The organism is Flavobacterium artemisiae, assembly GCF_042678225.1.
Lineage (GTDB): Bacteria > Bacteroidota > Bacteroidia > Flavobacteriales > Flavobacteriaceae > Flavobacterium > Flavobacterium artemisiae.
In genome coordinates this window covers 352,215-378,521 of sequence record NZ_JBHUDZ010000001.1, presented here as the reverse complement: position 1 = coordinate 378,521, position 26,307 = coordinate 352,215, and the positions used below count along the sequence as shown (strand labels likewise).

Annotated in this window: 14 protein-coding genes; 7 read left to right on the top strand and 7 right to left on the bottom strand. The window is 36.9% G+C overall.

Translation table 11 applies throughout. The features are described from left to right. Positions 1-341 precede the first annotated feature (341 nt). On the top strand, positions 342-7,244 hold the full coding sequence (locus tag ACFSC2_RS01625) for a T9SS sorting signal type C domain-containing protein (protein WP_379817509.1): 6,903 nt from the start codon (positions 342-344) through the stop codon (positions 7,242-7,244). Positions 7,245-7,310: 66 nt separating this feature from the next. Here ACFSC2_RS01625 and ACFSC2_RS01620 read toward each other — a convergent pair whose 3' ends face one another. The 4 genes from ACFSC2_RS01620 to ACFSC2_RS01605 form a co-directional block, all read right to left on the bottom strand. Further along, the gene (locus tag ACFSC2_RS01620; RefSeq protein ID WP_379817508.1) at positions 7,311-8,165 is read right to left on the bottom strand and encodes a cupin-like domain-containing protein; all 855 of its coding nucleotides are present in this window, start codon (positions 8,163-8,165) and stop codon (positions 7,311-7,313) included. A gap of 80 nt (positions 8,166-8,245) precedes the next feature. Continuing rightward, positions 8,246-9,334, bottom strand: a complete 1,089-nt coding sequence (bioB, locus tag ACFSC2_RS01615; protein WP_379817507.1) for a biotin synthase BioB — start codon at positions 9,332-9,334, stop codon at positions 8,246-8,248. 169 nt (positions 9,335-9,503) lie between these two features. Continuing rightward, positions 9,504-9,941 (bottom strand): hypothetical protein, encoded by a 438-nt coding sequence (locus tag ACFSC2_RS01610; protein ID WP_379817506.1) that lies wholly within the window; start codon positions 9,939-9,941, stop codon positions 9,504-9,506. A gap of 115 nt (positions 9,942-10,056) precedes the next feature. Then, positions 10,057-10,989 carry a bifunctional riboflavin kinase/FAD synthetase gene (locus ACFSC2_RS01605; RefSeq protein ID WP_379817505.1) on the bottom strand — a complete coding sequence of 311 codons (933 nt, stop codon included), beginning with the start codon at positions 10,987-10,989 and terminating at the stop codon, positions 10,057-10,059. Positions 10,990-11,182: 193 nt separating this feature from the next. On the opposite strand from ACFSC2_RS01605, the gene ACFSC2_RS01600 reads away from it, so the two are divergent. Next, a complete protein-coding gene (locus ACFSC2_RS01600) occupies positions 11,183-13,861 on the top strand; it encodes a zinc-dependent metalloprotease (RefSeq protein ID WP_379817504.1) in 2,679 nt (892 codons plus the stop codon). Between the two features lie 82 nt (positions 13,862-13,943). On the opposite strand, the gene ACFSC2_RS01595 is transcribed toward ACFSC2_RS01600, so the two are convergent. Beyond that, on the bottom strand, positions 13,944-14,561 hold the full coding sequence (locus tag ACFSC2_RS01595; RefSeq protein WP_379817503.1) for a ComF family protein: 618 nt from the start codon (positions 14,559-14,561) through the stop codon (positions 13,944-13,946). Between the two features lie 161 nt (positions 14,562-14,722). On the opposite strand from ACFSC2_RS01595, the gene ACFSC2_RS01590 reads away from it, so the two are divergent. The 5 genes from ACFSC2_RS01590 (at position 14,723) to ACFSC2_RS01570 (ending at position 20,605) form a co-directional block, all read left to right on the top strand. Further along, positions 14,723-16,261 carry a glycine--tRNA ligase gene (locus ACFSC2_RS01590; RefSeq protein ID WP_379817502.1) on the top strand — a complete coding sequence of 513 codons (1,539 nt, stop codon included), beginning with the start codon at positions 14,723-14,725 and terminating at the stop codon, positions 16,259-16,261. A 271-nt stretch (positions 16,262-16,532) separates the two neighbouring features. Continuing rightward, the gene (locus ACFSC2_RS01585; RefSeq protein ID WP_379817501.1) at positions 16,533-17,342 is read left to right on the top strand and encodes a LytR/AlgR family response regulator transcription factor; all 810 of its coding nucleotides are present in this window, start codon (positions 16,533-16,535) and stop codon (positions 17,340-17,342) included. A gap of 174 nt (positions 17,343-17,516) precedes the next feature. Next, the gene (locus tag ACFSC2_RS01580) at positions 17,517-17,771 is read left to right on the top strand and encodes a hypothetical protein (protein WP_379817500.1); all 255 of its coding nucleotides are present in this window, start codon (positions 17,517-17,519) and stop codon (positions 17,769-17,771) included. Between the two features lie 94 nt (positions 17,772-17,865). Further along, positions 17,866-19,920: a tetratricopeptide repeat-containing sensor histidine kinase gene (locus ACFSC2_RS01575; protein ID WP_379817499.1), complete on the top strand. Its 2,055-nt coding sequence runs from the start codon at positions 17,866-17,868 to the stop codon at positions 19,918-19,920. Further along, on the top strand, positions 19,910-20,605 hold the full coding sequence (locus tag ACFSC2_RS01570) for a response regulator (protein ID WP_379817498.1): 696 nt from the start codon (positions 19,910-19,912) through the stop codon (positions 20,603-20,605). Before ACFSC2_RS01575 ends, ACFSC2_RS01570 begins: the two co-directional genes overlap by 11 nt. A gap of 101 nt (positions 20,606-20,706) precedes the next feature. Here ACFSC2_RS01570 and thiL read toward each other — a convergent pair whose 3' ends face one another. Both thiL and ACFSC2_RS01560 read right to left on the bottom strand, forming a co-directional pair. Next, complete coding sequence (gene thiL, locus ACFSC2_RS01565; protein WP_379817497.1) at positions 20,707-21,753, bottom strand: thiamine-phosphate kinase; 1,047 nt, start codon at positions 21,751-21,753, stop codon at positions 20,707-20,709. Between the two features lie 310 nt (positions 21,754-22,063). Further along, positions 22,064-26,119, bottom strand: coding sequence for a T9SS type B sorting domain-containing protein (locus ACFSC2_RS01560; RefSeq protein WP_379817496.1), 4,056 nt, complete (start codon positions 26,117-26,119; stop codon positions 22,064-22,066). Positions 26,120-26,307: the final 188 nt, after the last annotated feature.

Below are 26,307 nucleotides of genomic sequence, written 5' to 3'. Positions count from 1 at the left end.
GTTAAAAAAATGTTTTTTATTTAAAATGCTGATTTATAAAATAATACATAAAAATTAACAGTTTTTTCTTATAATATGTTAAAATCGATTTTTCGCTGTTAAAGTTTGAATTAAATCAATTCACATTTTAACACAATGTAAATAAAATCGTACCTTGTAGTAAGCTTTGATCGACAAAAGTCTTATAAAGCCGTTTAAAAGCACACTCTAAGCCTTGCGTATATTTTCTTTTTTATTCAAAAATTCAGAGCTGAAATCCCAAGTTTCAGTTTTTTTATCCACCTAAATTTCAAAAATTTTCATGTAAGCCATAATCTGATTTTTAATTAAAATACCACAAAATGAAAAAAAAATTACTTTCGACGCCCCGTATTTTTCAACATTTTAATGGATCTTTAATAGCTTCTCAATTGAATTACCGGAAAGCTATATCTTATAAAATATTTCTTCCAATCTTCCTGTTCTTTATTTCTACTTTTATGTATGGACAGGCTGCAATCACTCACACATTTGACACAAACAATTCAGTCATAGTTCCAAATGGTCTGACTTTGATGAATATTCAGGCTTGGGGAGGTGGTGGATCTGGAGGAGGAGCTACGAACTTGCCCGCACTTCAAGGACGATCTGGATCTGGAGGTGGAGCAGGAGCACGTGCCACAGCTACTATTACGGTTACTCCAGGAGCTACTATATCTGCCTTAGTTGCGACTGCCGTTTCTGGATCGTCAGGAGGAGATGGTACTGCAGGAAATTTTTCAACGATTTCAGGATTTCAGTCATTTATTTATGCGTCTGGTGGTGCAGGAGGTTTAGCCAATACAGCAGGAAACGCCAGCTATTTAGGAGGAGCGGGTGGATCGACAGGTGCAGGTACAGTAACTGCTGGAGGAAATGGAGGACAAGGATTTACATCTGCATTAGCTGTAACATTTACATCTGGAGCAGGAGGAAATTCACCTGGCTTTACTAACGGAGGAGCAAGTCATACTAGTGTACTTGGGGGAGTAAACCAGAATGGAAACCCAGGTGGAGCAGCAGGCGGAGGCGGAAGTGGTGGAATAATTACTAATCAAGGAGAAGTTAGGGCAGGAGGCGCTGGTGGCGCTGGCCGCGTTATTATTGGCTATACATGTCCAACTTACGGTTTTACTTCTATAAGTGCTGCTCCAGCTTGTGTGACATCGGGAACAACCGTGGTGACATTGACAGGACCAGCAGTCAATCTGCCAGTTGGATCTTATGATATTACTTATAACCGTGCTAATCCAGCTGGTTCAAATCTTCCTGCGACCCTCACGGTAACTACTGCTGGAACAGGAACTTTTACCGCTTCAGGTTTTAATGTAGTGGGGACTAATAGTACAGTAACAGTAACTTCTATAAAGTCACAAGCTTGTACATCGACCATAAGTTCGGGTAATACATCTCCTGCCTTTGTGGTTTCGGCTGCAAGTGTGGGAGGTACCATTGCAGGTTCAAGTACAATTTGCAGCGGTGCTAATAGTGGTAATTTAACATTATCCGGACAGGTAGGTACGGTTCAAAAATGGCAGTATTCATTAACTCCTTTTACAAGTTGGGTAGATATTGCAAATACGGCAGGAACGGGTTTTGTTTTTGGACCATTAACACAGACAGTGCATTTTAGAGCTATTGTAACTAACGGAGCTTGTGCTGAGGCGATTTCATCGGTAGCAATTGTAACAGTAAATCCACTTCCACAAGGAAGTTTAACAGCCAGCGGACCGTTTTGTGTTACAGGTGCCGGCCAGCTGACTTTCACGGCAACTGCAGGAACGGGACCTTACACAGTAGTTTATAATGATGGAACCGCAGACCGTACCGTCACAGGTGTTGTGAGCGGTACACCTTTTAATACCTTTGCAACTCCGGTTACAGCTACAACGACCTATACACTGGTTTCAGTAACGGGAGCAAATACCTGTGTTAGGACTACAGGTTTTACAGGGCCTACAGCGACAATTACCGTAAATCCACTGCCGCAGGGGAGTTTGACCGCCAACGGACCATTTTGTGAAACAGGTGCCGGCCAGCTGACTTTCACTGCAAGTGCAGGAACCGGGCCGTACACAGTAGTTTATAATGACGGAACAGCCAATCGCACTGCTACAGGTGTTGTGAGCGGAACTCCATTCAATACCTTTACAACTCCGGTTACAGCTACTACGACTTACACATTAGTTTCAGTAACAGGATCAAATACCTGTGTTAGGACTACAAGTTTTACGGGAGCATCGGCAACAATTACCGTAAATCCACTTCCGCAGGGAAGTTTGACCGCCAACGGACCATTTTGTGCAACAGGCGCGGGTCAGCTAACTTTCACGGCAAGTGCAGGAACGGGTCCTTATACAGTAGTTTACAATGACGGAACCGCAGATCGTACGGCTACAGGTGTTGTAAGCGGTACTCCATTCAATACCTTTACAACTCCGGTTACAGCTACGACTACTTATACACTGGTCTCAGTAACGGGATCAAATACCTGTGTTAGAACTACAGGTTTTACAGGAGCTTCAGCAACAATTACGGTCAATCCTTTACCGCAGGGAAGTTTGACCGCCAACGGACCGTTTTGTGTAACAGGTGCCGGCCAGCTGACTTTCACGGCAAGTGCAGGAACGGGTCCTTATACAGTAGTTTATAATGACGGAACAGCCAATCGAACAGCATCTAATGTTACAAGCGGTACGCCATTTGCTGTGTTCACAACGCCAGTTACAGCTACAACAACTTATACATTAGTTTCAGTGACAGGAGTAAATACATGTGTTAGAACTACAGGTTTTACAGGAGCATCAGCAACGATTACTGTAAATCCACTTCCTCAGGGAAGTTTGACCGCCAACGGACCATTTTGTGCAACAGGCGCGGGTCAGCTGACCTTTACTGCAAGTGCCGGAACGGGACCTTATACAGTAGTTTATAATGATGGAACCGCAGATCGTACTGCTACAGGCGTTGTAAGCGGTACACCATTCAATACCTTTACAACTCCGGTTACAGGTACGACAACCTATACACTGGTTTCGGTAACGGGAGCAAATACCTGTGTTAGGACTACAGGTTTTACAGGAGCTTCAGCAACAATTACTGTAAATCCACTGCCGCAGGGAACTCTGACCGCCAACGGACCATTTTGTGTTACAGGCGCCGGACAGCTGACTTTCACGGCAAGTGCAGGAACAGGTCCTTTTACAGTAGTTTATAATGACGGAACAGCCAATCGAACTGCATCGAATGTTACAAGCGGTACGCCATTTGCTGTGTTCACAACTCCAGTTACAACTACAACAACTTATACATTAGTTTCGGTAACGGGAGCAAATACCTGTGTTAGAACTACAGGTTTTACAGGAGCTTCAGCAACAATTACCGTGAATCCACTGCCGCAGGGAAGTTTGACCGCCAACGGACCGTTTTGTGTGACTGGTGCCGGCCAGCTGACTTTCACGGCAACTGCAGGAACGGGACCTTACACAGTAGTTTATAATGATGGAACTGCAGACCGCACTGCCACAGGCGTTGTGAGCGGCACGCCATTCAATACCTTTACAACTCCGGTTACAGCTACGACCACATATACACTGGTTTCGGTGACAGGAGCAAATACCTGTGTTAGAACTACAGGTTTTACGGGAGCATCGGCAACAATTACTGTAAATCCGCTGCCACAGGGAACTTTAACCGCCAACGGACCATTTTGTGCAACAGGTGCCGGACAGCTGACTTTCACAGCAAGTGCAGGAACGGGACCTTATACAATAGTTTATAATGACGGAACCGCAGATCGTACGGCTACAGGTGTTGTTAGCGGCACGCCATTCAATACCTTTACAACTCCTGTTACAGGTACGACAACTTATACACTGGTTTCGGTGACAGGAGCAAATACTTGTGTTAGAACTACAGGTTTTACAGGAGCGTCGGCAACGATTACTGTAAATCCACTTCCTCAGGGAACTTTAACCGCCAACGGACCATTTTGTGTTACAGGTGCCGGCCAGCTGACTTTCACGGCAAGTGCAGGAACAGGTCCTTTTACAGTAGTTTATAATGACGGAACAGCCAATCGAACTGCATCGAATGTTACGAGCGGTACGCCATTTGCTGTGTTCACGACTCCAGTTACGGGTACAACGACATATACATTAGTTTCAGTTACGGGAGCAAATAGCTGTGTTAGAACTACAGGTTTTACAGCAGCATCGGCAACCATTACTGTGAATCCTTTACCGCAGGGAACTTTGACTGCCAACGGACCATTTTGTGCAACGGGTGCCGGTCAGCTGACTTTCACGGCAAGTGCAGGAACGGGACCTTATACAGTAGTTTATAATGACGGAACTGCCAATCGAACAGCATCGAATGTTATAAGCGGTACGTCATTCGCTGTATTTACGACTCCAGTTACAAGTACAACCACTTATACATTAGTTTCAGTTACGGGAGCAAATACCTGTGTTAGGACTACAGGTTTTACAGGAGCATCTGCAACCATTACTGTTAATCCTCTTCCTCAGGGAAGTTTGACCGCCAACGGACCATTTTGTGCAACGGGTGCCGGCCAGCTGACTTTCACGGCAAGTGCAGGAACGGGCCCTTATACAGTAGTTTATAATGACGGAACAGCCAACCGAACAGCATCGAATGTTACGAGCGGTACGCCATTCAATACCTTTACAACTCCGGTTACAGGTACGACTACTTATACATTAGTTTCGGTAACAGGAGCAAATACTTGTGTTAGAACTACAGGTTTTACAGGAGCTTCGGCAACAATCACTATAAATCCAACTCCTGCACCATCTTTTACCACGCAACCAGGATCTTCGGTTTGTGTGAATACATTTGTGACTTATACTACACAGGCGGGGCAGACCAATTATATTTGGACAGTGTCCGGAACCTTAGGAGCTGACTATAATGTCGTTTCAGGCAGTCTCGCTAATACAAGTAACTCTGTAACTTTGGAATGGTTTACACTTGGAAATAAAACAGTTACTGTTGGATATACTTCTCTCGGTTGTCCATCAAGTGTAAGCGCATCAAATACTACTGATGTAATTAGAACAGTGAGAGGAGTAGTTAATGGAGGTACACTGATTTGTAGTGGCAGTCCAAGTCCGCTGCTGACTTTGAACGGCTATACCGGTACTATTGTCAGATGGGAATATGCAGAAGCTATTCCGTACGTGTGGCAACCTATCAGCCACACTGGAAATACCTATCAGCCGGGAATTTTAACTACTAGTACCAGTTATCGTGCAGTAGTTAAAAATGGCTCTTGTACAGAAGAAGGTGCCATTGAAACCAGAATAGATATTGAACCAAAACCATCTACACCTAGTTTTGGAACGATTTTGCAGCCAACTTGTGTTACTGGAGTTGGAAGTGTTGTTTTAACAGGCCTGCCGTCAGCTTCTAATTGGACTATTACACAAACGGGAACTGTTAATCAGACTTATACATCTTCTGGAACGAGTTATACTATAAATAATCTTGCTCCGGGGAATTATACTTTTACTGTTTATAATATTGCAATTTGCAATTCTGATCCTACACCAAATCTTGAAATTATTGCTCCTATTACCAATATCTGGAACGGAACAAGCTGGTCAAAAGGTAGTGCACCTACTATTACTGATGCAATTCGATTTTCTGGAAATTATTCAACTACTGGAAATTTAAACGGTTGCTCTGTTGTTGTAGATCCTGGCGTAACCGTTACTGTAAACTCTAATCATACTTTAACAATTACGAATTCGGTGACCAATAGCGGCGGAAATTTCATATTCGAAAACAACGCAAGTTTGTACCAGACAACCGATGCTGTAAATACAGGGAACATTGTTTATAAGCGAAAAACAAACCCAGTTCGACGTTACGATTTTACTTATTGGTCTTCACCTGTTACACGTACACCAGGCTTTACTTTGAAAAATTTATCGCCGGCAACATTAGGAGATAAATATTATAAATACAATGCGTTAAGTGGTTGGGTAATATCGTACAATGGAATAGATGTTATGGGGAAAGGAATTGGATATTCTGTTAGAGCACCACAAACTTTTGATATAAATACACCTTCTGTTTATGATGCAGAATTTATAGGTATTCCTAACAACGGTCCAGCAAGCGTGCCTTTAATGGCAGCAGAGAAATGGTCTCTTATCGGAAATCCTTATCCTTCGGCTGTTTATGCAGATCAGTTTATTGTTGATAATCAAACTAATTTGTATGGAACCCTTTACTTCTGGACACATAATTCTCTTCCTACCACTGGGGTTCCAGGAGATGCACAATATAATTACACAGAAAGTGATTATGCCATTTATAATTTATCTGGAAGTACAGTTCCTGGCAACATGGAAGGAGACGGAGCCACAACACCCGGAAACCAAGCAGAACCTTTAGGCTATATAGCGGCCGGTCAGTCCTTTTTTGCAAAATCCAAAACAGCAGGATCAGCAGTATTTACGAACACGATGCGAGTTGCAGGAAATAACAGTCAATTTTACAAACCAGGAGCTGTTATAGAGCGACACAGAGTCTGGCTTAATTTACTGAATACGCAAGGAGCATTTAAACAGCTTTTAATTGGTTATGTTGAAGGAGCAACTAATTTTTGGGATAATAATTATGACGCTGTTACTATGGATGCCAATAAGTATCTGGATTTTTACAGTATTAATGAAAATAGAAAATTAGTAATTCAAGGACGTGCACTTCCATTCAATAATGAAGATATTATTCCGTTAGGATATAGAAGTGCCATTGTAGGTGAATTCAATATCGAAATCGATCATGCTGACGGACTTTTGAATAGTACTCCTATTTATCTAGAAGATAAAAAAATGGGCGTAGTACATAACCTGCAAAAAAGCAGTTACACATTTAAGACCGAAATAGGAACTTTTACTGATCGTTTTTTACTTCGCTTTGGCAGTGAAACTTTAGGAGAAGAAGAGTTTGAGAAAACAGGAAATAATGTTTATGTTTCTGTAAAAGACAATACCATTACGGTCAGCTCTGAAACCTTAAACGAAAATCTTAGAGATATTATGGTTTATGATGTTTCAGGAAAACTATTGTTTACAAAGAAAGCTATCGGAGAGACTCAGTTTTCGATAGAAAATTTTCAAGTAGCCAATCAGGTTTTGATACTTAAAATTATTTTGGAAAACGGAAGTATAAAAACAACCAAAGTCATATTCTAAAAAGAAAAAACCGCTGTAAATTTAATTTACAGCGGTTTTTTAAATTCATAAAATCTTTGATCAGATTTATAAATATTGATGCGTATTTGCCATTGCTTTTTCGTTTTTATAATCAATCCATTTCTGGCCTTTTATCTTTCGCATCATAATATCAAAATGACGCATAATAAAAACATTATAAGCGGCCTTAGATAAATTCGTAATGTTTTTAGGAAAAGAACGCAGACTCATAGAAAAACCAGGAGTCAAATATTTCATATAATGCCAATAACCTTCTGGCATATACATCATTTCACCATGTTTTAAATTGGTGATGTAACCTTGAACATTTTTAAGAGCCGGAAATTTCTCGTAATCCGGATTATCAAAGTCAATGTCTTCTCTAGATATCAAAGCATGCGGTACCTTGTACATAAACTTGGTTTGATCTGGAGCAAAAATCATACATTGTTTTTCTCCATGAAAATGAAAATGCAGTATGTTCGAATAATCAATATCATAATGCATGAAAACTTTCGAATTTTCTCCTCCGAAAAAAATCATCGGTAATTGCTTTACTAATTTCAAACCAATATCAGGCCATAAAAAATCGTTTTTAAGCGATGGCACCTGTTTCATTAAATTGTAAAGGAAAATGCGATAATTGGTTGGCTTTTCTTCTAATAGATCAATATAATCACTCATTTTCATTTGAGTATGAGCTTCATTAAAACCATCTTCGTGATTAACTGGACGATCATCGTACAAAGGAACAATAGCATGACCTGCTATTTCTTTCATATAAGATAATTTCCATTTGTTATAGGCCGGCCAATCTTCGGTCAACTCTTCAATAACAACTGGAGTTTGAGTTTTGACATATCGGGAAACAAAATCAGCTTTAGAGATTTTTTTTACCCTTTCTATTTGTTTTAAATTCATTTCTATAAATAAAAAATTGCTTATAGCATTGTGCTACAAGCAATTTAATACTGTTTCGTGAAACGAATGAACTCATTTGCTTAAATTTTTGACTTCATCGATGCTTCGATATTTCTTTCTATCGTATGTGCGGGTCTTGACCATTTTGGTTTTTCGCCTAAAGAAGAAAACTCAGAATCTATTGCTTCAACTGTTTTGGGCTGCGAAATTTTGATAAACGGTTTTTGCGGAATCAATCCTAACATTTCAAACATTTTCATATCTTCATTTACATCTGGATTTGGTGTAGTGAGTAGTTTGTCTCCTGCAAAAATAGAATTTGCTCCTGCAAAAAAGCACATTGCTTGTCCTTCTCGGCTCATGTTAGTTCTTCCGGCCGATAATCGAACTTGAGTTTCAGGCATTACAATTCGAGTTGTAGCAACCATTCGAATCATTTCCCAGATTTCAACTGGTTTTTCATCTTCCATCGGAGTTCCTTCAACTGCAACTAAAGCATTTATAGGCACCGATTCTGGCTGTGGATTTAAGGTTGAAAGTGCTACAAGCATTCCAGCTCTGTCTTCGATACTTTCGCCCATTCCGATAATTCCCCCGCTGCAAACCGTAACATTTGTTTTGCGAACATTTTCAATAGTTTCAAGACGATCTTCAAAACCGCGGGTAGAAATCACATCTTTATAATACTCTTCAGAAGTATCTAAGTTGTGGTTATAAGCGTACAAACCTGCTTCTGCCAAACGCTGTGCCTGGTTTTCAGTCAGCATTCCGAGTGTGCAGCAAACTTCCATGTCCAGTTTATTGATGGTACGAACCATTTCTAAAACCTGATCAAATTCTGCTCCGTCTTTTACGTTTCGCCAAGCGGCGCCCATGCACACGCGTGAAGATCCGCTGGATTTGGCTCGCAATGCCTGAGCTTTCACCTGACTTACAGTCATTAAATCATTTCCTTCGACTCCAGTATTGTATCTTGCCGCTTGCGGGCAATAACCACAATCTTCTGGGCATCCTCCTGTTTTGATTGATAAAAGCGTAGAAACCTGTACGACATTCGGATCGTGTTTTTCTCTATGAATAGTTGCTGCCTCATAAAGCAGATCCATTAAAGGCTTATTGTAAATTCCGATTATTTCGTCTTTTGTCCAGTTGTGTTTTGTCTTACTCATTAAATGTTGTTTTTTGGAAGATTAAAAGTAAGTAAATTATTATAATGGATGCTGCTGAAGTATATAAATGAATATTTCGAAATGTTTTTCAAAAAAGAAGCGCTCTAAAATCAAAGAATATTTATTTTCTCTGATTTTAGAGCGCTAAAATTTTAGTTTTATTGAAAGATTAATCAGCCGCGTATTTATTGTTCCAGTACAGCATCATCATTAAAGTGACAATAACCGAAGAAGCAATTCCTTCAAATAATAAACAAATACAGTAAGTGGGCACCGAAGGATTTCCTCCAAACATAAAAGTTTCTGATAATGTTCTTACGTAAGCGTCGCCGCCTCGTGCGTAGCTGTAAACCAATAATCCGAAAACACTCATTGATACACCGACTACAGAAGTCGTCATAGCGGAGACTGCGTTGAATACAAAATTGCTTTCACCTTCATGAAGGTTCATCTGCATAGTCCTGTTAACCCCGTAAAATATAAAAAACACATTGAGTGTTCTTAGATAAAACAAATCTGCTAAACCCAAGACATTCATCAATAAAAAATAAATGCCAATTCCGAGAAAGATCAGGAAACCGTTGGTAATTTCTTTAGGTAGTTTCATAGTGGTTATTTTTAAAGAAGTTAATAGTATATGTTTGAAAAACAGATCTCTATCAAATTTACTAAAAAAAGAACTACGATGATTTAAAAATGCAGAAAACTAGTTTACAGTTAGTTTAAGAAAGTTGGCCAATAAAAGATAATGCATCTAATTTATCCTGATTTAATTGACTTTTTAACAATTCTACAGAACCAAATTTTTGTTCCTCACGAAGATAATGAAGTAATGAAACTTCTATTTTTTCATCATAAATATCTTCATCAAAATCAAAAAGATGAATTTCGATGCTTTGTTTTTCGCCATTTACAGTTGGATTAAAACCGATATTCATCATTCCAAATACTTCTCGGTTTTTAATCAAAGCTTTTGCAGCATAAACGCCGTTTTTTGGAATAAGTTTATAATCCTCTTCAATTTGAATATTCGCTGTAGGAAAACCGATTGTTCTTCCTAACTGCTTTCCTTTAACAACGTTACCCGTTAAAAAATAATTATAACCAAGATATTCATTAGCGAGATTCATATTTCCTTCGTTCAAAGCATTTCTGATTTTAGTCGAACTAACGGAAACGTCCTGAATTTCTTGTGCTGTAATTTGTTCTACTTCAAATCCGTATTCGGCGCCAAATGCAATGAGATGATCAATATTAGCTGTTCTGTTTCTGCCGAAACGATGATCGTGGCCAATAATTATTTTATGAATATGAAACTGATCTACCAATATAGAATGAACAAATTCTTCGGCAGTTAATCTTGAGAAATTTTCGTTAAACGGATGAATAACAAGATTTTCGATTCCAGTATTTTCGAGAAGTTTTGTTTTTTCAGAGATAGTATTTAGTAACTTTATTTCTGATTTTTCCTGAAGCACCATTCTCGGATGCGGAAAAAACGTAAGTACTAAACTTTCATATTTTCCGTTTTCAGTCTGCTGTGTAATGCGTTCTAGAATTTTTTTATGGCCAATATGAACGCCGTCAAAGGTACCAAGAGTTAAAATGGTCTTTTTATCGGAATGAAAATCGTTTATAGAATGAAAGAGCTTCAAAACAAATTATTTAAAGATGCTGCAAATTTATACTATTCTATTTTAAATTTAATGTTAATGCGTTACTGAATTTTAAGCAAATCTTACATCTCTTTGTGAAAAATGACTGACTCGTCGATAAAAAAGCATTAATTGTCGTATAAATGTAAGAATTAAATTAAATTGAACTAATTTTGAAATTCAATCCCCAGATATGAGAAAAAAAATACTTTACATATTTTTTAGCCTTTGCTGTACAGTAGGTTATGCACAGAAAGAAGTTTTATGGAAACAAGTTAATGCTGTTTCAGTTTCAAGCAAAAAAGCAGAGACAACGGGTTCTGAGAAGTTGTATTTTACTTTGAATTCGGATTTACTGACTGCAAAACTGGGCGCGGTTTTAGATAAAACAACTTCTGTAAATGCAGTAGAAATTACGTTCCCAAATTCCGAAGGAGTTTTAGAACGTTTTTCGGTTTGGGAATCTTCTAATTTTGAACCAGAACTTCAAGCCAAATATCCTGAAATTAGATCGTATGAAGGAAAAGGGATAGATGATAAAGCGGCAAAAATACATTTTAGTGTTGCTCCAATCGGAGTACAGACAATGGTCTTTCGTCCAGAAAAACCAACCGAATATATTGAACAAAATACAGAAAATAAATCACAGTACGTTTTTTTCAAGTCAACAGATAATGCAGAATCAAAAATGCTTTTAGAATGTAAAACAGCAAATTTGATTTCAGAAAGTACTTCAAATTCTAAAACTGCTAAAACGGCTGCCAATACAAAACAGTTTCGAACATTTCGCTTGGCCTTATCTTGTACAGCTGAATATACCACTTACTTTGGAGGAACAAAAGCAGCTGCTTTGGCAGGAATGAATGCGACAATGACACGTGTTAATGGCGTTTTTAATAAAGACCTTGCTCTAAAATTGGTATTGATTGCAAATAATGATGCTGTTATTTATACAGATGCTTCTACAGATCCGTATTCTGTTGCTTCGACAGGAGCAAATGGGGCTTGGGGGCAAGAACTTCAGACAACTCTAACCAATACAATTGGAAATGCTAATTATGATATTGGCCATTTGTTTGGTGCTGCTGGCGGCGGTGGAAATGCTAATTGCATTGGCTGTGTTTGTGTTAACCCGACTACGAGTGTTCCTTTAGGGAAAGGTTCTGCTTTTACTTCACCCTCAAACCAAAGACCTCAAGGAGATACTTTTGATATTGATTATGTTGCACACGAAATGGGACATCAATTGGGCGCAACGCATACCTTCTCGTACGATTTGGAAGGATCAGGAACAAACGTTGAACCAGGAAGTGGTTCTACGATTATGGCATATGCCGGCGTTACTAGAAATTATGATGTACAAAGTAACTCGGATGATTATTTTGCATATGCCAGCATCATTCAAATTCAAAATAATCTGGCCAACAAGTCTTGTGCAGTTATTACATCTACTGTAAATAACCCGCCAGTTATAGATGCAGGTTTAAATTATACAATTCCAATCAGTACACCTTTTATTTTAACGGGAACTGGTTCAGATCCAGAAGGAAATACAATAACCTATACTTGGGAACAATACGATAATGCTACATCAACTTCTGGAGCAAACAGTATAGCTTATGCTACAAAGCCAAATGGACCGTTGTTTCGGTCTTTTGCACCAACAACATCTCCCGTTCGTTATATGCCAGCTTTGAGTTCGGTGCTTAATAACACGCTGACTACAAGATGGGAATCGGTTTCGTCTATTGCAAAAACAATGAATTTTACTTTGACAGGAAGAGATAATGCTGCAGACGGTACAGCGCAAACTCAAACAGACGCTATGATTGTAACTGTTAATGCTAGTGCAGGACCTTTTGCAGTAACATCACAAAATACAGAAAATATTGGCTGGGATAAAGGTTCGTCTCAAACCATAACTTGGAGCGTTAATAATACAACGAGTTTGTCTGGATCTGCTAATGTAAATATTAAGCTTTCAACAGACGGAGGTTTGACTTTTCCGATTATTTTAGCGGCTAACACGCCAAATGACGGTTCAGAAACAATTACAGTTCCGACAAGTGTTGATGTTTCAACAAACTGCCGCATTTGGATACAGCCGACAGATAATATTTATTATGCTGTAAACAGTAAACCTTTTGCAATCGGATATACTGTAACAACCAACTGTAATAGTTATAGTTTTGCAAGTTCATTTACCATACCATCCAGCAGTACATATGGAACACGAACAGTTTCAGTACCGGCTTCAACAGGAACAGTATCAGATGTAAATGTCTCAGTGAATGTTACACATGATCGAATGTCAGATGTTGATATACAGATTTTAAGCCCAAGCGGCACTATAGTTCAATTATTCAATAAAAACTGCAGCGGTAGTTCTAACACCAATTTAGTACTTCAGTACGATGATGATGGAGTTGCTTTAGACTGCAGCAAAACAACAACTCAAATTATAGTTCCAGTAGATTATTTGAGTGCTTTTATTGGGCAGAATCCACAAGGAACTTGGACTTTAAGAGCACGAGATACTGAAACAGGTCAATTCGGAACCATCAATTCAGCCTCAATAAATATCTGTAATAAAACCACTACACTCGGAACAGCTGATTTTGAAAATGTTGCTTTTGTGCTGTACCCAAACCCAAATCAAGGAAGTTTTACTATTTCTTTTGAAAGTGAATCTCAAAAAGGAGTACAGATTGTTGTGCATGATATTTTGGGCAAAAGAGTTTACGATAAGACTTTTGAAAACACGGGAACTTTTAATCAAAATATACAACTCCAAAATGCAGCTTCAGGAATTTACTTGGTAACTGTAATTGACGGAGAAAGAAGAACGGTAAAAAAAGTAGTAGTTAACTAAAGGGATTTTTTGATTTTTGATTTTAGAATTCAGATTTTAGATTTTAAAGTTTGGAATTTGGAATTTTAAAAATTGGAATTTACTAATGTGCCATCGCTATACAAACGATACTAATTTTTGCGCCTGGAATTTTCAATAAAGCACGAGAACAAGCTTCAAGGGTAGAGCCGGTCGTAAGAACATCATCAACAAGAAGATAATGTTTGTTGTGATCGGCTTCATCAAAATCAACATCAAAAATACGTTCAATATTTTCGGATCTTCCTAGTAGATTTTTTTTGGATTGTGTTTTAGAATACACTTTTCGAATTAATATTTTTTCGTTAAACGAAATAGTAAGCTCCGATGCAATAGCTTTTCCGAAATGGCTAACCTGGTTATAACCGCGTTCTCTAAGTTTACGCTTATGAAGCGGTACGGGAATAACAACATCAAACGGAATTTCTAATTGCAGTTCTTTTAATTCTTCGGCCTGCCAGCTTCCTAAAACGGTACCGATTTCTTCATGACCTTTGTATTTTAAGTTATGAATCAGCTCCTGAACCATTCCTTTTTTATTGAAATAAAGCAGTGTAGAAACATGCAGGGTATCAATTCGTCCATAAAACTTTTTGGAAGCTTCATTTTTAGGATCCAAATAATATTGAGTAAGAGGCATTTCGTGTCGACAGCTGGTGCAAAAAACAACTTCGTTTGACATTAAAATTACCCGACAGCCACTACAGACGTTTGGGAAAAAGAGGTTAATTAAAGATTTAATCACAAAACACAAGAATTTATTTACAAAAATAACAAAATAGGGATCTCAATCTTTATTATTTTTCTTTTTTTTACAGGTACTTTTTATATTTTTGCATCACTATGGCAAAACAAGAAGATATATTTAAGAATGTGGTTTCGCACGCAAAAGAGTACGGATTTATTTTTCCGTCAAGCGAAGTTTACGATGGATTGAGTGCAGTTTATGATTATGCACAAAATGGAGTCGAATTAAAAAAGAATATCCGTGAATATTGGTGGAAATCAATGGTTCAGATGAATGAAAATATTGTCGGCCTTGATGCTGCAATATTGATGCATCCAACAACTTGGAAAGCTTCTGGACACGTTGATGCTTTTAACGATCCATTAATTGATAATAAAGATTCTAAAAAAAGATATAGAGCCGACGTTTTGGTTGAAGATTATGCTGAAAAGTTAAATCAGAAAGCAGAAAAAGAAATCGAAAAAGCAAAAGCTCGTTTTGGTGATGCATTCAATAGAGAAGAATTTGTTACAACAAATGCTCGTGTTGTAGAATATCTTTCAAAAAAGAAAGAAATTTTAGAAAGACTTGCAAAAGGTATGAGCGAAGATCTTCAAGATGTAAAAGCTTTAATCGAAGAATTAGGAATTGCTGATCCAGAAACAGGTTCTAAAAACTGGACTGATGTTAAGCAATTCAACTTAATGTTTGGAACTAAATTAGGAGCATCTGCAGAATCTGCAATGGATTTATATTTACGTCCAGAAACGGCTCAAGGTATTTTTGTGAACTTCTTAAACGTTCAGAAATCAGGTCGTATGAAAGTTCCTTTTGGAATTGCTCAAACGGGTAAAGCGTTCAGAAACGAAATTGTTGCAAGACAATTTATTTTCCGTATGCGTGAATTCGAACAAATGGAAATGCAGTTTTTTGTACGTCCTGGAGAAGAAATGCAATGGTACCACCATTGGAAAGAAACACGTCTTAAATGGCATTTATCTTTAGGATTAGGAAAAGAAAATTACCGTTTCCATGATCACGAAAAATTAGCACATTACGCAAACGCAGCTGCAGATATCGAATTTAATTTCCCATTCGGTTTCAAAGAATTAGAAGGGATTCACTCGCGTACTGATTTTGACTTAAAAGCACATGAACAATATTCTGGAAGAAAATTACAATATTTCGATCCAGAATTAAACGAAAACTATGTTCCTTATGTAGTAGAAACTTCAGTTGGTTTAGATCGTATGTTCTTGGCTGTTTTTGCAACTTCATTACAAGAAGAAACATTAGAAGACGGTTCAGAAAGAACAGTTTTAAAATTGCCAGCAGTTTTAGCGCCGACAAAAGCAGCAGTTTTACCATTAATTAAAAGAGATGGATTGCCAGAGCTTTCTAAAAAAATCATCGAAGATTTGAAATGGGACTTTAATGTGGCTTATGATGAGAAAGATGCAGTAGGACGTCGTTACAGAAGACAAGATGCTCTTGGAACGCCTTTCTGTATTACTGTAGACCATCAAACGCTTGAAGACGAAACAGTAACCATTCGTCATAGAGATACAATGAAACAAGATCGTGTAAAAATTACTGAATTAAGAGGTATTATCGAAAACGAAGTTTCGATGAAAAACTGGTTAATGAAGATGTAATAATTTACAACTTATACTATAAATCCCAAATTCCGAAAAGGAGTTTGGGATTTTTGATTTTTAAAAATATGTAGTTTGTCGATGTTTATTGCATTTTGTCTGTATGTATCAACATTTTAGGTTAATGTGTTAACAATGAAATATTTGGAAAATTAAAATCCGTAATTTTAATTGCAGTCAAATACCAATACCAATTTTTTTCTATATTACGTCAAATAAAAGCTATTTTTTAGTTATTATCGCGTAGTGAGAAAAGCAATAAAAACAAAAATTGAAAAAGTATTCGTATATAATAATTGATGATGATCCAGCAAGTATTTTGAAAACCAAAACCACTGCCGAGTCTTTTTCTGAATTGTCTTTTATGGCCGAAACTTCTAGTTTTAACGAAGCACTTGATTTGGTTTTAGAACAAAAACCAGCTTTAATTTTTCTAGAAATCGATCCGAAAGACAAGAAAAGTCAACTATCATTACATTTTATCAGCGAACTGCATCGGTTTCTAACAGAGATTCCGAAAATTATAATTACAACTTCAAAAAAAGAACTCGCTTTTGAAGCTATTAAATATGGTGTTTTTGATTATATTTTAAAACCACTTTCTACAGCCGATTTACGCAAAACTATTCTTCGTCTTAATAAGACTGTTTCGGTAAAAAATCTCATTATTGACAGTGAAGAAATACAGCCCGCAATTATTAAGGAAACAATTATGCCTTTTCAGGTAGAAGATCCGTTAATTATCTGTATTAAATCGTATGGTGATTATCGTTATATTAACGCTTCCGACATCTCTTATTTTCAAGCCGATAATAATTCGACCGATATTTATTTGAACTCGGGTGAAATGATTACCGCTTTTAAAACGTTAAAGCATTTTGAGGTGCTTTTATCTTATCCTTTTATTCGAATTCATAACAGTTATGTAATCAATAGAAATTACATTTCGAGAATTCATAGCGGAAACTCAATATGTTACATAAAAAACTCTTCAAAAAAGATTCCTTTTTCTAAAACCTACAAAGCAAATGTCGATCTGATTATTGCCGATTTTGCTGCAGGAAATTACTTAGAAGTCTAAGAATTAAACGTTTACATTAATTTGCTATCCATTGACTATCAATTGGGTACGATCTACCACAAACCTATTTTTTCGTATAAATTTTTTCTGATTCTCGTATTAGTTTTACACCATGATTCACAACAAAGTGATGATGTCCCAAAAAAATAAATTAATATAAAAAAACCTCAGATCATGAAAAAAACAGCTTTGACAATCGGATTATTTTCTTTAGTAGTAGTAGCAACTTCTTTTGCATCAACAGAAACTCCAAAATATTTGGCAGCTAATGATTCTATTAAAGTTTTACCTATAGATGGTGGTGCAGCAGGAGGAGTTATCAAAAAACAAGATTTTCACGGATCTAATACTGAATCATTCCAGACAAATAGTAATGCAAACTTTGCAAGTGTTAATCAAGCTTTCGGACACGATAAAAAGGTAGACTAAACTGCAATAAAATTATATAATTAAAGCTGTCAATTTTTGACAGCTTTTTTTGTGTCTATAGTTTTACTATTTTTGGTAAAACTCGTGGGCACAATTGAAAAATAACAATAATAAAATACTATTGCTTTTATTCTTTGTTTTATTGGCATGTACCAAGAAAACAGAAGATATAGCAGTGACTTCTTCTATAGACAGCCTTCCTACTTATCTTACATTAGCAAATGAAGATAATCTGCCATTACAGATTAAACAAAACTACAATCAGAAAGCGTTAAATCTCATTTTAGAACAAAAAGATGACTCGCTTAATAAAGTAAATCTTTTTAAGGTTGCAAATCGTTATTATAACATGAGCGATTGGAAATCCTATCTTAAGACTACTAAATTAATTTTAGAAAGAGCTCAAGCATCTAAGGATTCTGTTCATATGGCAAAAGCCTATACATATTTAGGAGATTATTATTTGTCTCAATCTATTTCTGATAGCGCTTTTATGAATTATTTTAAAGCAGAAAAGACATATCTTAAAATTAATGATGAATTAAATCTGGCTAAAACCTTTTTGAACAAAGCAAATCTTCAATACAACGAAGGTGATTTTTTTGAAAGTGAAATAGCTGTTTTTAAGGCTTTAAGCATTCTAAAAAAAGAGAAAGATGTAGACGAACTGCTTTATGAAAGTTATAATTTGCTGGGAATCTTGTATAATGAAAGAGAGGAATTTACTAAAGCTTTGGAATTTCAGACTAAGGCACTAAATATATTGAAGGATAAAAAAATTGCAACACAGTTGCAATATACTGCGGCTTCTCTAAATAACCTGGGGTTCATATACATGCATATGGGGAGTTATAAAAGGGCAAAAGTTTTTTTTGAAGAAGGATTAAAACAAGAGAATCTTTTTGTAGACAGATCAAGTTTGTACGCAATTTTGCTCGATAATTTGGGGTACGCTAAGTTTAAACTAAATGAATCAGATCAGTTGCCTGATTTGTTTTACGAATCTTTACGAATCAGAGATAGTCTTGATCTTGTATCTGGAGTGGTATCAAGTAAAATACATTTGTCAGAGTATTATGCTTTTAAAAAAGATACCTTTAAAGCAGCCCAATTTTCAAAACAAGCCTTGACACTTTCTCGTACGACACAAAAGTTTGTGAATACTTTGGAAGCTCTCAAGCAGACAGCAGTAGTTGATCCTAAAAATGCTTCTAAATATTCTAAGGAATATATTAAGCTTAACGAAAAAATGCTGAAAGCAGAGCGTAAAATGGGAGAAAAATTCTCTCGTATCGAATATGAAACAAACGAAATAAAAGACCAAAACTCCAATTTACAGGAAAAAAATAAAACCTTAGTTTACGTTTTCAGTATTTGTACTTTGATCGGACTCTTTTTTTATGTTTATAAAACCCAGCAGGCAAAAAATCGCGAATTACTTTTTAAACAACAACAGCAAGTTGCCAACGAAGATATTTACAATCTGATGATTTCGCAGCAAAACGAAATTGAACTCACTCGTATAAAAGAAAAGAAAAAAGTAGCGCAGGAATTGCACGATGGGGTTTTGGGAAGAATGTTTGGAATCCGGATCAGTTTGGACAGTTTGGATAAGCTGGATGAAGCCGAAGCTGCAGATAAGCGAAAAAAATATCTTACCGAGCTCAAAAACATAGAACAAGACATTAGAGAAATTTCCCATGATTTAAATAGAGAAAAGTCAGAATTAATTAATAATTTTGTTGTTATTCTCAATAAATTATTTGAAGATCAGCGAAATACATTTAGTTCTAAATTAATTGTTTCTTTTGATCCTAATATTAAATGGGATTTAGTAAGTAATATGGTCAAGATTAATCTGTACCGAATTATTCAGGAAGGACTGCAGAATTGTAATAAATATGCTAAGGCAGACATCATAAAAATTGCCTTTGAAAGTAAAGGAGACAATCTGGTTTTAACTATTGAAGATGACGGAACTGGATTTAATACCACGAGAACTAAAAACGGTATCGGATTGCATAATATCGAGTACCGAGTGTCAGAATGTAATGGTACACTTACGATAAAATCAGCCAATGGAGAAGGAACAATTCTCTTTATAAAAGTCCCAATAGCCCCAAATAACCTGCCCAATAATGACATTTGATTTAACCCCAACACCAGAATTGAAAAAGCAAAATATACTTATTGTAGATGATCATCCGTTTATTATTGAAGGATATAAAAATGCGATAACGCGATATAATCCGATGCAATATGAATTTTTGATATCACAAGCGCACGACTGCAGATCGGGATATGATTTGATCGAAGACAATAATGCGCCTCAATTTGATATTGCCTTTTTAGATATCAGTATGCCTCCGTACGAAGAAAAAGAAATTTTTTCGGGCGTAGATTTAGCAAAACTAATCCTGAAAAAAACACCTTCGTGCAAGATTGTACTTTTAACAATGTATACTGAGTTGTTAAAAATAAAAACCATCATCCGTACCATTCAGCCAAACGGACTGATTATTAAAAACGATCTTACATTTGACGAACTTCTTTTTGCGTTTGATCAAGTAATGAAAAATGAAAAATATTACAGCCAGTCTGTTGTCAAAATGCTTAATCAGTCGACGCATAATGCAATAGAAATTGATCAATACGATAAACAAATACTGCATCATTTATCCCAAGGAACAACCGTACATGAAATGCCGCAACATATTCCGATTTCTTTAAACGCAATCGAAAAACGAAAAAGTCATTTAAAAGATCTTTTGAAAATAAGAAGCAGTTCTGACGAAGATTTGGTGAAAGAAGCCAAAAGCAAAGGACTTTTTTAGAAACAAATTCCAAAATCAAAAAAATCCAAATTCCAAAACTTTGTTGTGTTCGGAATTTGGATTTTTTTTATTGAGATTTTTGATATTGGAATTTTAAAAGTTTATTCGCTTAAAGCATCCCATCCGCGTGCTTTTAAGGCGATTTTTGTGTTTGCACGGGTTATAAGATGTATTCCTTCACTTTCTTGCGTCATATGACCTATAACAGAGAAATTCGGGTTTCCTTTTATCTTGTCGAAGTCGTTAATATCAATTGTAAACAAAAGTTCATAATCTTCTCCTCCGTTTATAGCAACCGTTGTGCTGTCGATATTAAATTCTTCGCAAGTTGAAATGAATTGTGGATCAAGCGGTAATTTGTCTTCATATAAATTACAACCCACTTTAGACTGCTTGCAGATATGAATAATTTCCGAAGATAATCCATCCGAAATATCAATCATTGCAGTTGGTTTTATTTCTAAAGCATGCAATAAAGTACGGACATCTTTTCTGGCTTCAGGTTTTAATTGGCGTTCTACTAAGTAAGTATACGGATCTAAATCTGGCTGGTTGTTTGGGTTAACTTGAAAAACTTGCTTCTCACGTTCTAAAACCTGTAATCCCATATAAGCAGCGCCAAGATCGCCCGTTACTACTAATAGATCGGTTTTTTGAGCGCCATTTCTGTAAACCAATTCATTTTCGTCAGCTTCACCAATAGCAGTAATGCTTATGATTAAGCCTTTTTGAGATGAGGTGGTGTCGCCTCCAATAACATCTACTTTATATTCTTTTGCTGCGTGCGTTATTCCTTCAAATAACTCGTCTAATGCCTCAAGAGGAAAACGATTAGAAACCGCTACCGAAACCGTAATTTGTGTTGGTTTTGCATTCATCGCACAAATATCAGATACATTTACGACAACCGATTTGTATCCTAAATGTTTCAATGGCATGTAAGCAAGATCAAAATGAACGCCTTCAATTAGTAAATCAGTAGAAATAACTACTTTTTTGTCTTTAAAATCCAGAACTGCAGCATCGTCTCCAATACTTTTTAATGTCGATTCTTGAGAAACATCAAAGTTTCTGGTTAAATGTTCAATTAAACCAAATTCGCCCAACTGCGCTATACTTGTTCTTTGTTGATTTTTATCTTCAATCATTTCTTTAAGGTGCAAAGGTTTTTAAGGTGCAAAGGTACAAAGGATTTTTTTAAAGATGCTAAGATTCTGAGATGCTATACCGATAGCTGTCGGAATTAAGTTTTTTCAGCGCGTTTATTCTGTAGAGAGGCACTGTAGTACATCTACAAGACTACTAATCTCAATTTGCAAAAATGTTCTTGTGAGACCGCGTGAAGGATGGGAGCAAGTTACCGAAGTAACGCGGACAGCCTGACAGCATCCCGATAAGAGGGCGAATAACCGCAATCTAAAGTGGCCCTCTTATCGGGGTGGTGGCACGCCCAGAAAATTATCGTATCATACTAAAATGAGCTTTAAATTCTTGAATTATGCCATTTTGAGTATAGGTGGCTCGAAACCAGTAATCTGTAGAAGGAAGTTCAGCACCATCATAATTACCATCCCAGCCGGCACCCGAAGGTTTAATCGTTTTTAGGAGTTTGCCATACCGATCATAAATAGTGATAACTGCATCTGGCTGGTAGGCAAGATCTGGAATGTTCCAAGTATCGTTGTAACCATCATTGTTTGGAGTGAAAAATTTGGGATATTTAAGCACTTTGGCAAATAAAATAAGATCGTCGCAATTGGCTTTTGTATCTCTTATCGTAATAGCGTGTTCGCCAGAATCTACATTCTGAAATATATTGTTTGTTTGAAAATCGCCGTCATCCAACTGGTATTCATAAGTTCCGAAACCATTGGTGACGTTTACTGTAATATCAACGGATTCTTCGAAATCGCCAGATACAGAAACCGTTGCAACAGCCTGACTGGATTTTTCGACCGTAACATTGGCCGAATTATAACCACAGTCGTTGCCAATATCAGGTACGTTTTTGACGGGTACAACGGTGTAAATTCCTTCTTGAGTTGCGTTGTAAGTAGGACCTGTACTTATTTTGGTTCCTCCAAAATACCACTCAACAGTATAATCAGGTGAATTTATTCCAGAATTTAATTGAACCGAATGCTGTAAAGTTCCCGTTTGATAATCGACGCAGATGATTCCGTTTGCAATCGATAAATTTTTAAGAGGATAAATGGTAATATTAAAGTCATCCTGAGCAAAACAACTCGAATTTGTTGCCGCAGCTGTATAGATATACATTTTTTGACTCGCAGTTATTTTTTGACCCGCCGCATATTGGGTCCCAGCTGCGTTAGGTTCGCTGTAATAATTTCCAACGGCTAAAGGAGGTAAAGTATAGCTTTCGCAAATTGCAACATCGGGAGTACTGGCCAATACAGGAGTAGGGGAAATAGTAACCATGAAACTCTTTTCGCTGACACAAGTTAGACGTGTACCGACAACAGCATACACATATATTGTCTGCGATTTGGTAATAACAGTTCCAGGCGGAATAACGGCACCTTTTCCACCAGGCTGTGCATAATAATTTCCTAATTGCAAAGGCGGTAAAGTATAACTGTCACAAACGTTTATATTGCTAAAATTACCAACATCTATTCCGTTATAATTTACTTTAAAAAAGGTTTCATTACTGCAAGACGTAAGATCTGGCCATTCGTTATAAATGTAAATAGTTTGGGTGGTGTTAATGATTGTTCCTTCTGCAAGCTGGGTTCCCAAACCTTTTGGGCCTCCTGTTGCGGTGTAATATTTTCCATTTTTCAATTTTGGAAGTTTAAATTCATTACAGGTTACCACATCCGTAAAACTGTCAACTGGAGGCAGCGGTCTGATTTCGACAGTAAAACTATGTTCATTTGTACATAATGGCCCTACGGCATAAACGTAAAGAACTTGTGTTGAAGTGATAACATCGCCAGCTTTTAATGGTGTTCCTCCACCCTTGGTTTTTGTAAAATAATTACCATTTACCAATGGCGGTAATACATAACGGTTACATTCTAATCTGTTGGCAGGTGTATCTACCAATGGAAGCGGATTTATTGTGATAACGTATTTAAGATTTTCGGTGCAATTGGGCGAAGTTGTAGTGGCAGCATAATAATAAACGGTTTGCGAATTGGTAATAACAGTTTCAGCGGGGATATTTTTACCCTGACCACCGGGACTTTCATAATAACCCCCAATAGCTACTTTAGGTAAAGTAAAACTTCCGCATCGCGTGATGGGAACAAAAATGGGAGAATTAACAATGTCGATTTTAAAAGAATGTTCATTTGTACATCTTCCATCATTTGCAAAAATAAAAACGGTTTGGCTTGAAGTTATTCGATCTCCAGCTTTCAGCGCTCTGCCTAATCCTCCTGATAAAGTAAAATAATTTCCGTTTGTTAAAGGCGGCAGTGTGTAAGAATCACAAGTTACGACATTCGAAGGCTGATCTGCCAATGGTAAAGGATAAACCGTAAATGGTACCGCTTCGTCACGGCAAACCGAACCGTTGATTACGGCATAATAATAAATAGTTTGGCTGGTTGTAAATGGTGTTCCTTCTGGAATAGCATCTCCTCGTCCTCCTGCCTCTGTAAAAAAACCACCCGCAGGCACTCGAGGAACTGTATATTGACCGCAGGCTTCTTTTTTAAAACCAATTTCGTAAATCAACGTTACGTTAAAGCTGGTCTCGTTGGTGCAGCTGTTTGTTGTGGGACCTCTGTAGATATAGTAAGTACCACTTTTGGTAACCACATATCCAGGATTTAGTTTCGTTCCGGTGCCATTTGTCGACGTGTAATATTCGCCATTTGTAATTGGCGGGAGCGTATAACTACTACAGGCAATAACATTCGGAATTTGATCTACTGCTGGAAGTGTGTTAATTATGACATTGAAATTAACTGTTGTGTAACAAGCCGCACTCGAAATATTTTCAATTCGAACCCAAATTGTTTTTGGTGATTGAGATAAAGATGTAATGAATGCTTTTGGATTTGAAATGTTGTTTCTCGCACTATTTGCATCTGTTTCGCTGTTATAATATCTTATTCTATATTCGGTCGGATTTAATCCATTTAAGATTATAGTTTCCTGAACAGTTAAATCAACAGATACATTTCTAGAACTAGTATCACAAGCATTTAAGTCTGGCGGTTTTACAACGCTGATTGGCTGCGTTACCAATAAATTAAATGAAACGATATTGTTACAAAAGAAAGTTTTATCATAAACAGGCACCGCTTTGATGTATATGGTTTGATTACCAGAACTTGTGTAAGATTTTAATTGGTTTTCGGGTATTATTGGTCCATTGGCGTTAGCTGCAGCTAAAGAATCAAAATAGTAAATAGCATATTTAGCAGGATCAATTCCTAATAACGCTGGGTTATTAATGGTCAAATCATATTGATAAGTGCCGCTTGTGTTATAACAGGCAGTTAAATTTTGAGGAGATTTTATAATCAAATTTTCAATAACAACTTCATCTTTAATGACACAGCCTGAAAGTGTTGCTGTTACTCCGTAAGTTCCCGCTTGATCAACTGTCAAAGAATTACTGGTTTCATTCGGAATTACTGTTCCGTTTAATGTCCATATATAACTAAAATTGCCCACAAGATCAGATTTAAGCGTGATTTTTTCGCCTTCGCAAATCGTTCTGTCGGGGCCCAAACTCATCGTAGTCATAAAACTGCCTCCTTTTATAAATACGGCTGAATCATAATTACTGTCATTGTAATCGCCAATCGCCAATTTTATGCGATAGGTTCTGTTAGGAATAACTGTTGATGCCGCCGTTAAAACTTTGGTTTCGCCTCTCATATTAAGAGGCGACTGAGCGGGATTGGCAACATTGTAGCGGTCAAATAAATTGGCATTGGCAGATAAACAAGACGAATTATATTGTTGATCTCTAATGTTTTTGACGGAAACTGGAGTAGTTGTTCCTGGCACTACGGCAAGATTTGTAGCAATTTGTGTAGTTAAATCAGTCAGTATAAAAGCAAAAACATCACTGAAGCCGCATTGAAATTCACCATATTCATTGGAAGCAAAAAGAAAATCAAAGCTAAAATTACTAGACAAAGGAGTAAAATCAAATTCAAGAAAGCTGACATCTGTTACGGGCACAATTTGTCCGTTGTTATCGCTGATATTCTGCAGATCACTGTCTGTAGCGTTGTTCAGTTTACTGCTTTCGTTGATGCCGGTGTATGGGCCTTCGGTGTATTTGGCAACCCCGTTTCTTATAATGATTCCGCTCGATATGGGAAAGTTTGGATTGGTGTTTGTGAACTTTCCAATACCTCGATGTGAGGAGAATTTGAAATTACTTTCGTTAGAACAGCCATTTTGCATCAATTCCGTTCGTACAAGTTCAGGTATGCTCAAAGTTGTAGTGTCGACTGCAATTCCTTGTGATGAAGATAGCGTCGAATATAATAATAAAAGTAGCAGCAGAGCAAGTCTCATATTTCATTTTCATTAGTTGCTAACTTAAAGTTACGAATTGTTTTAGTTTAATTTTTTTATTGTCAGTATTTTATGATTTTTTAGCATTATTTGAACAAAAATCGAAAACAGCTCTAATTTTTGTTAAAGTGTAAAATTTAAGAAGTAAATGAAAAAATATTTTTCCTGCTGACAAACTGTTGTCACCA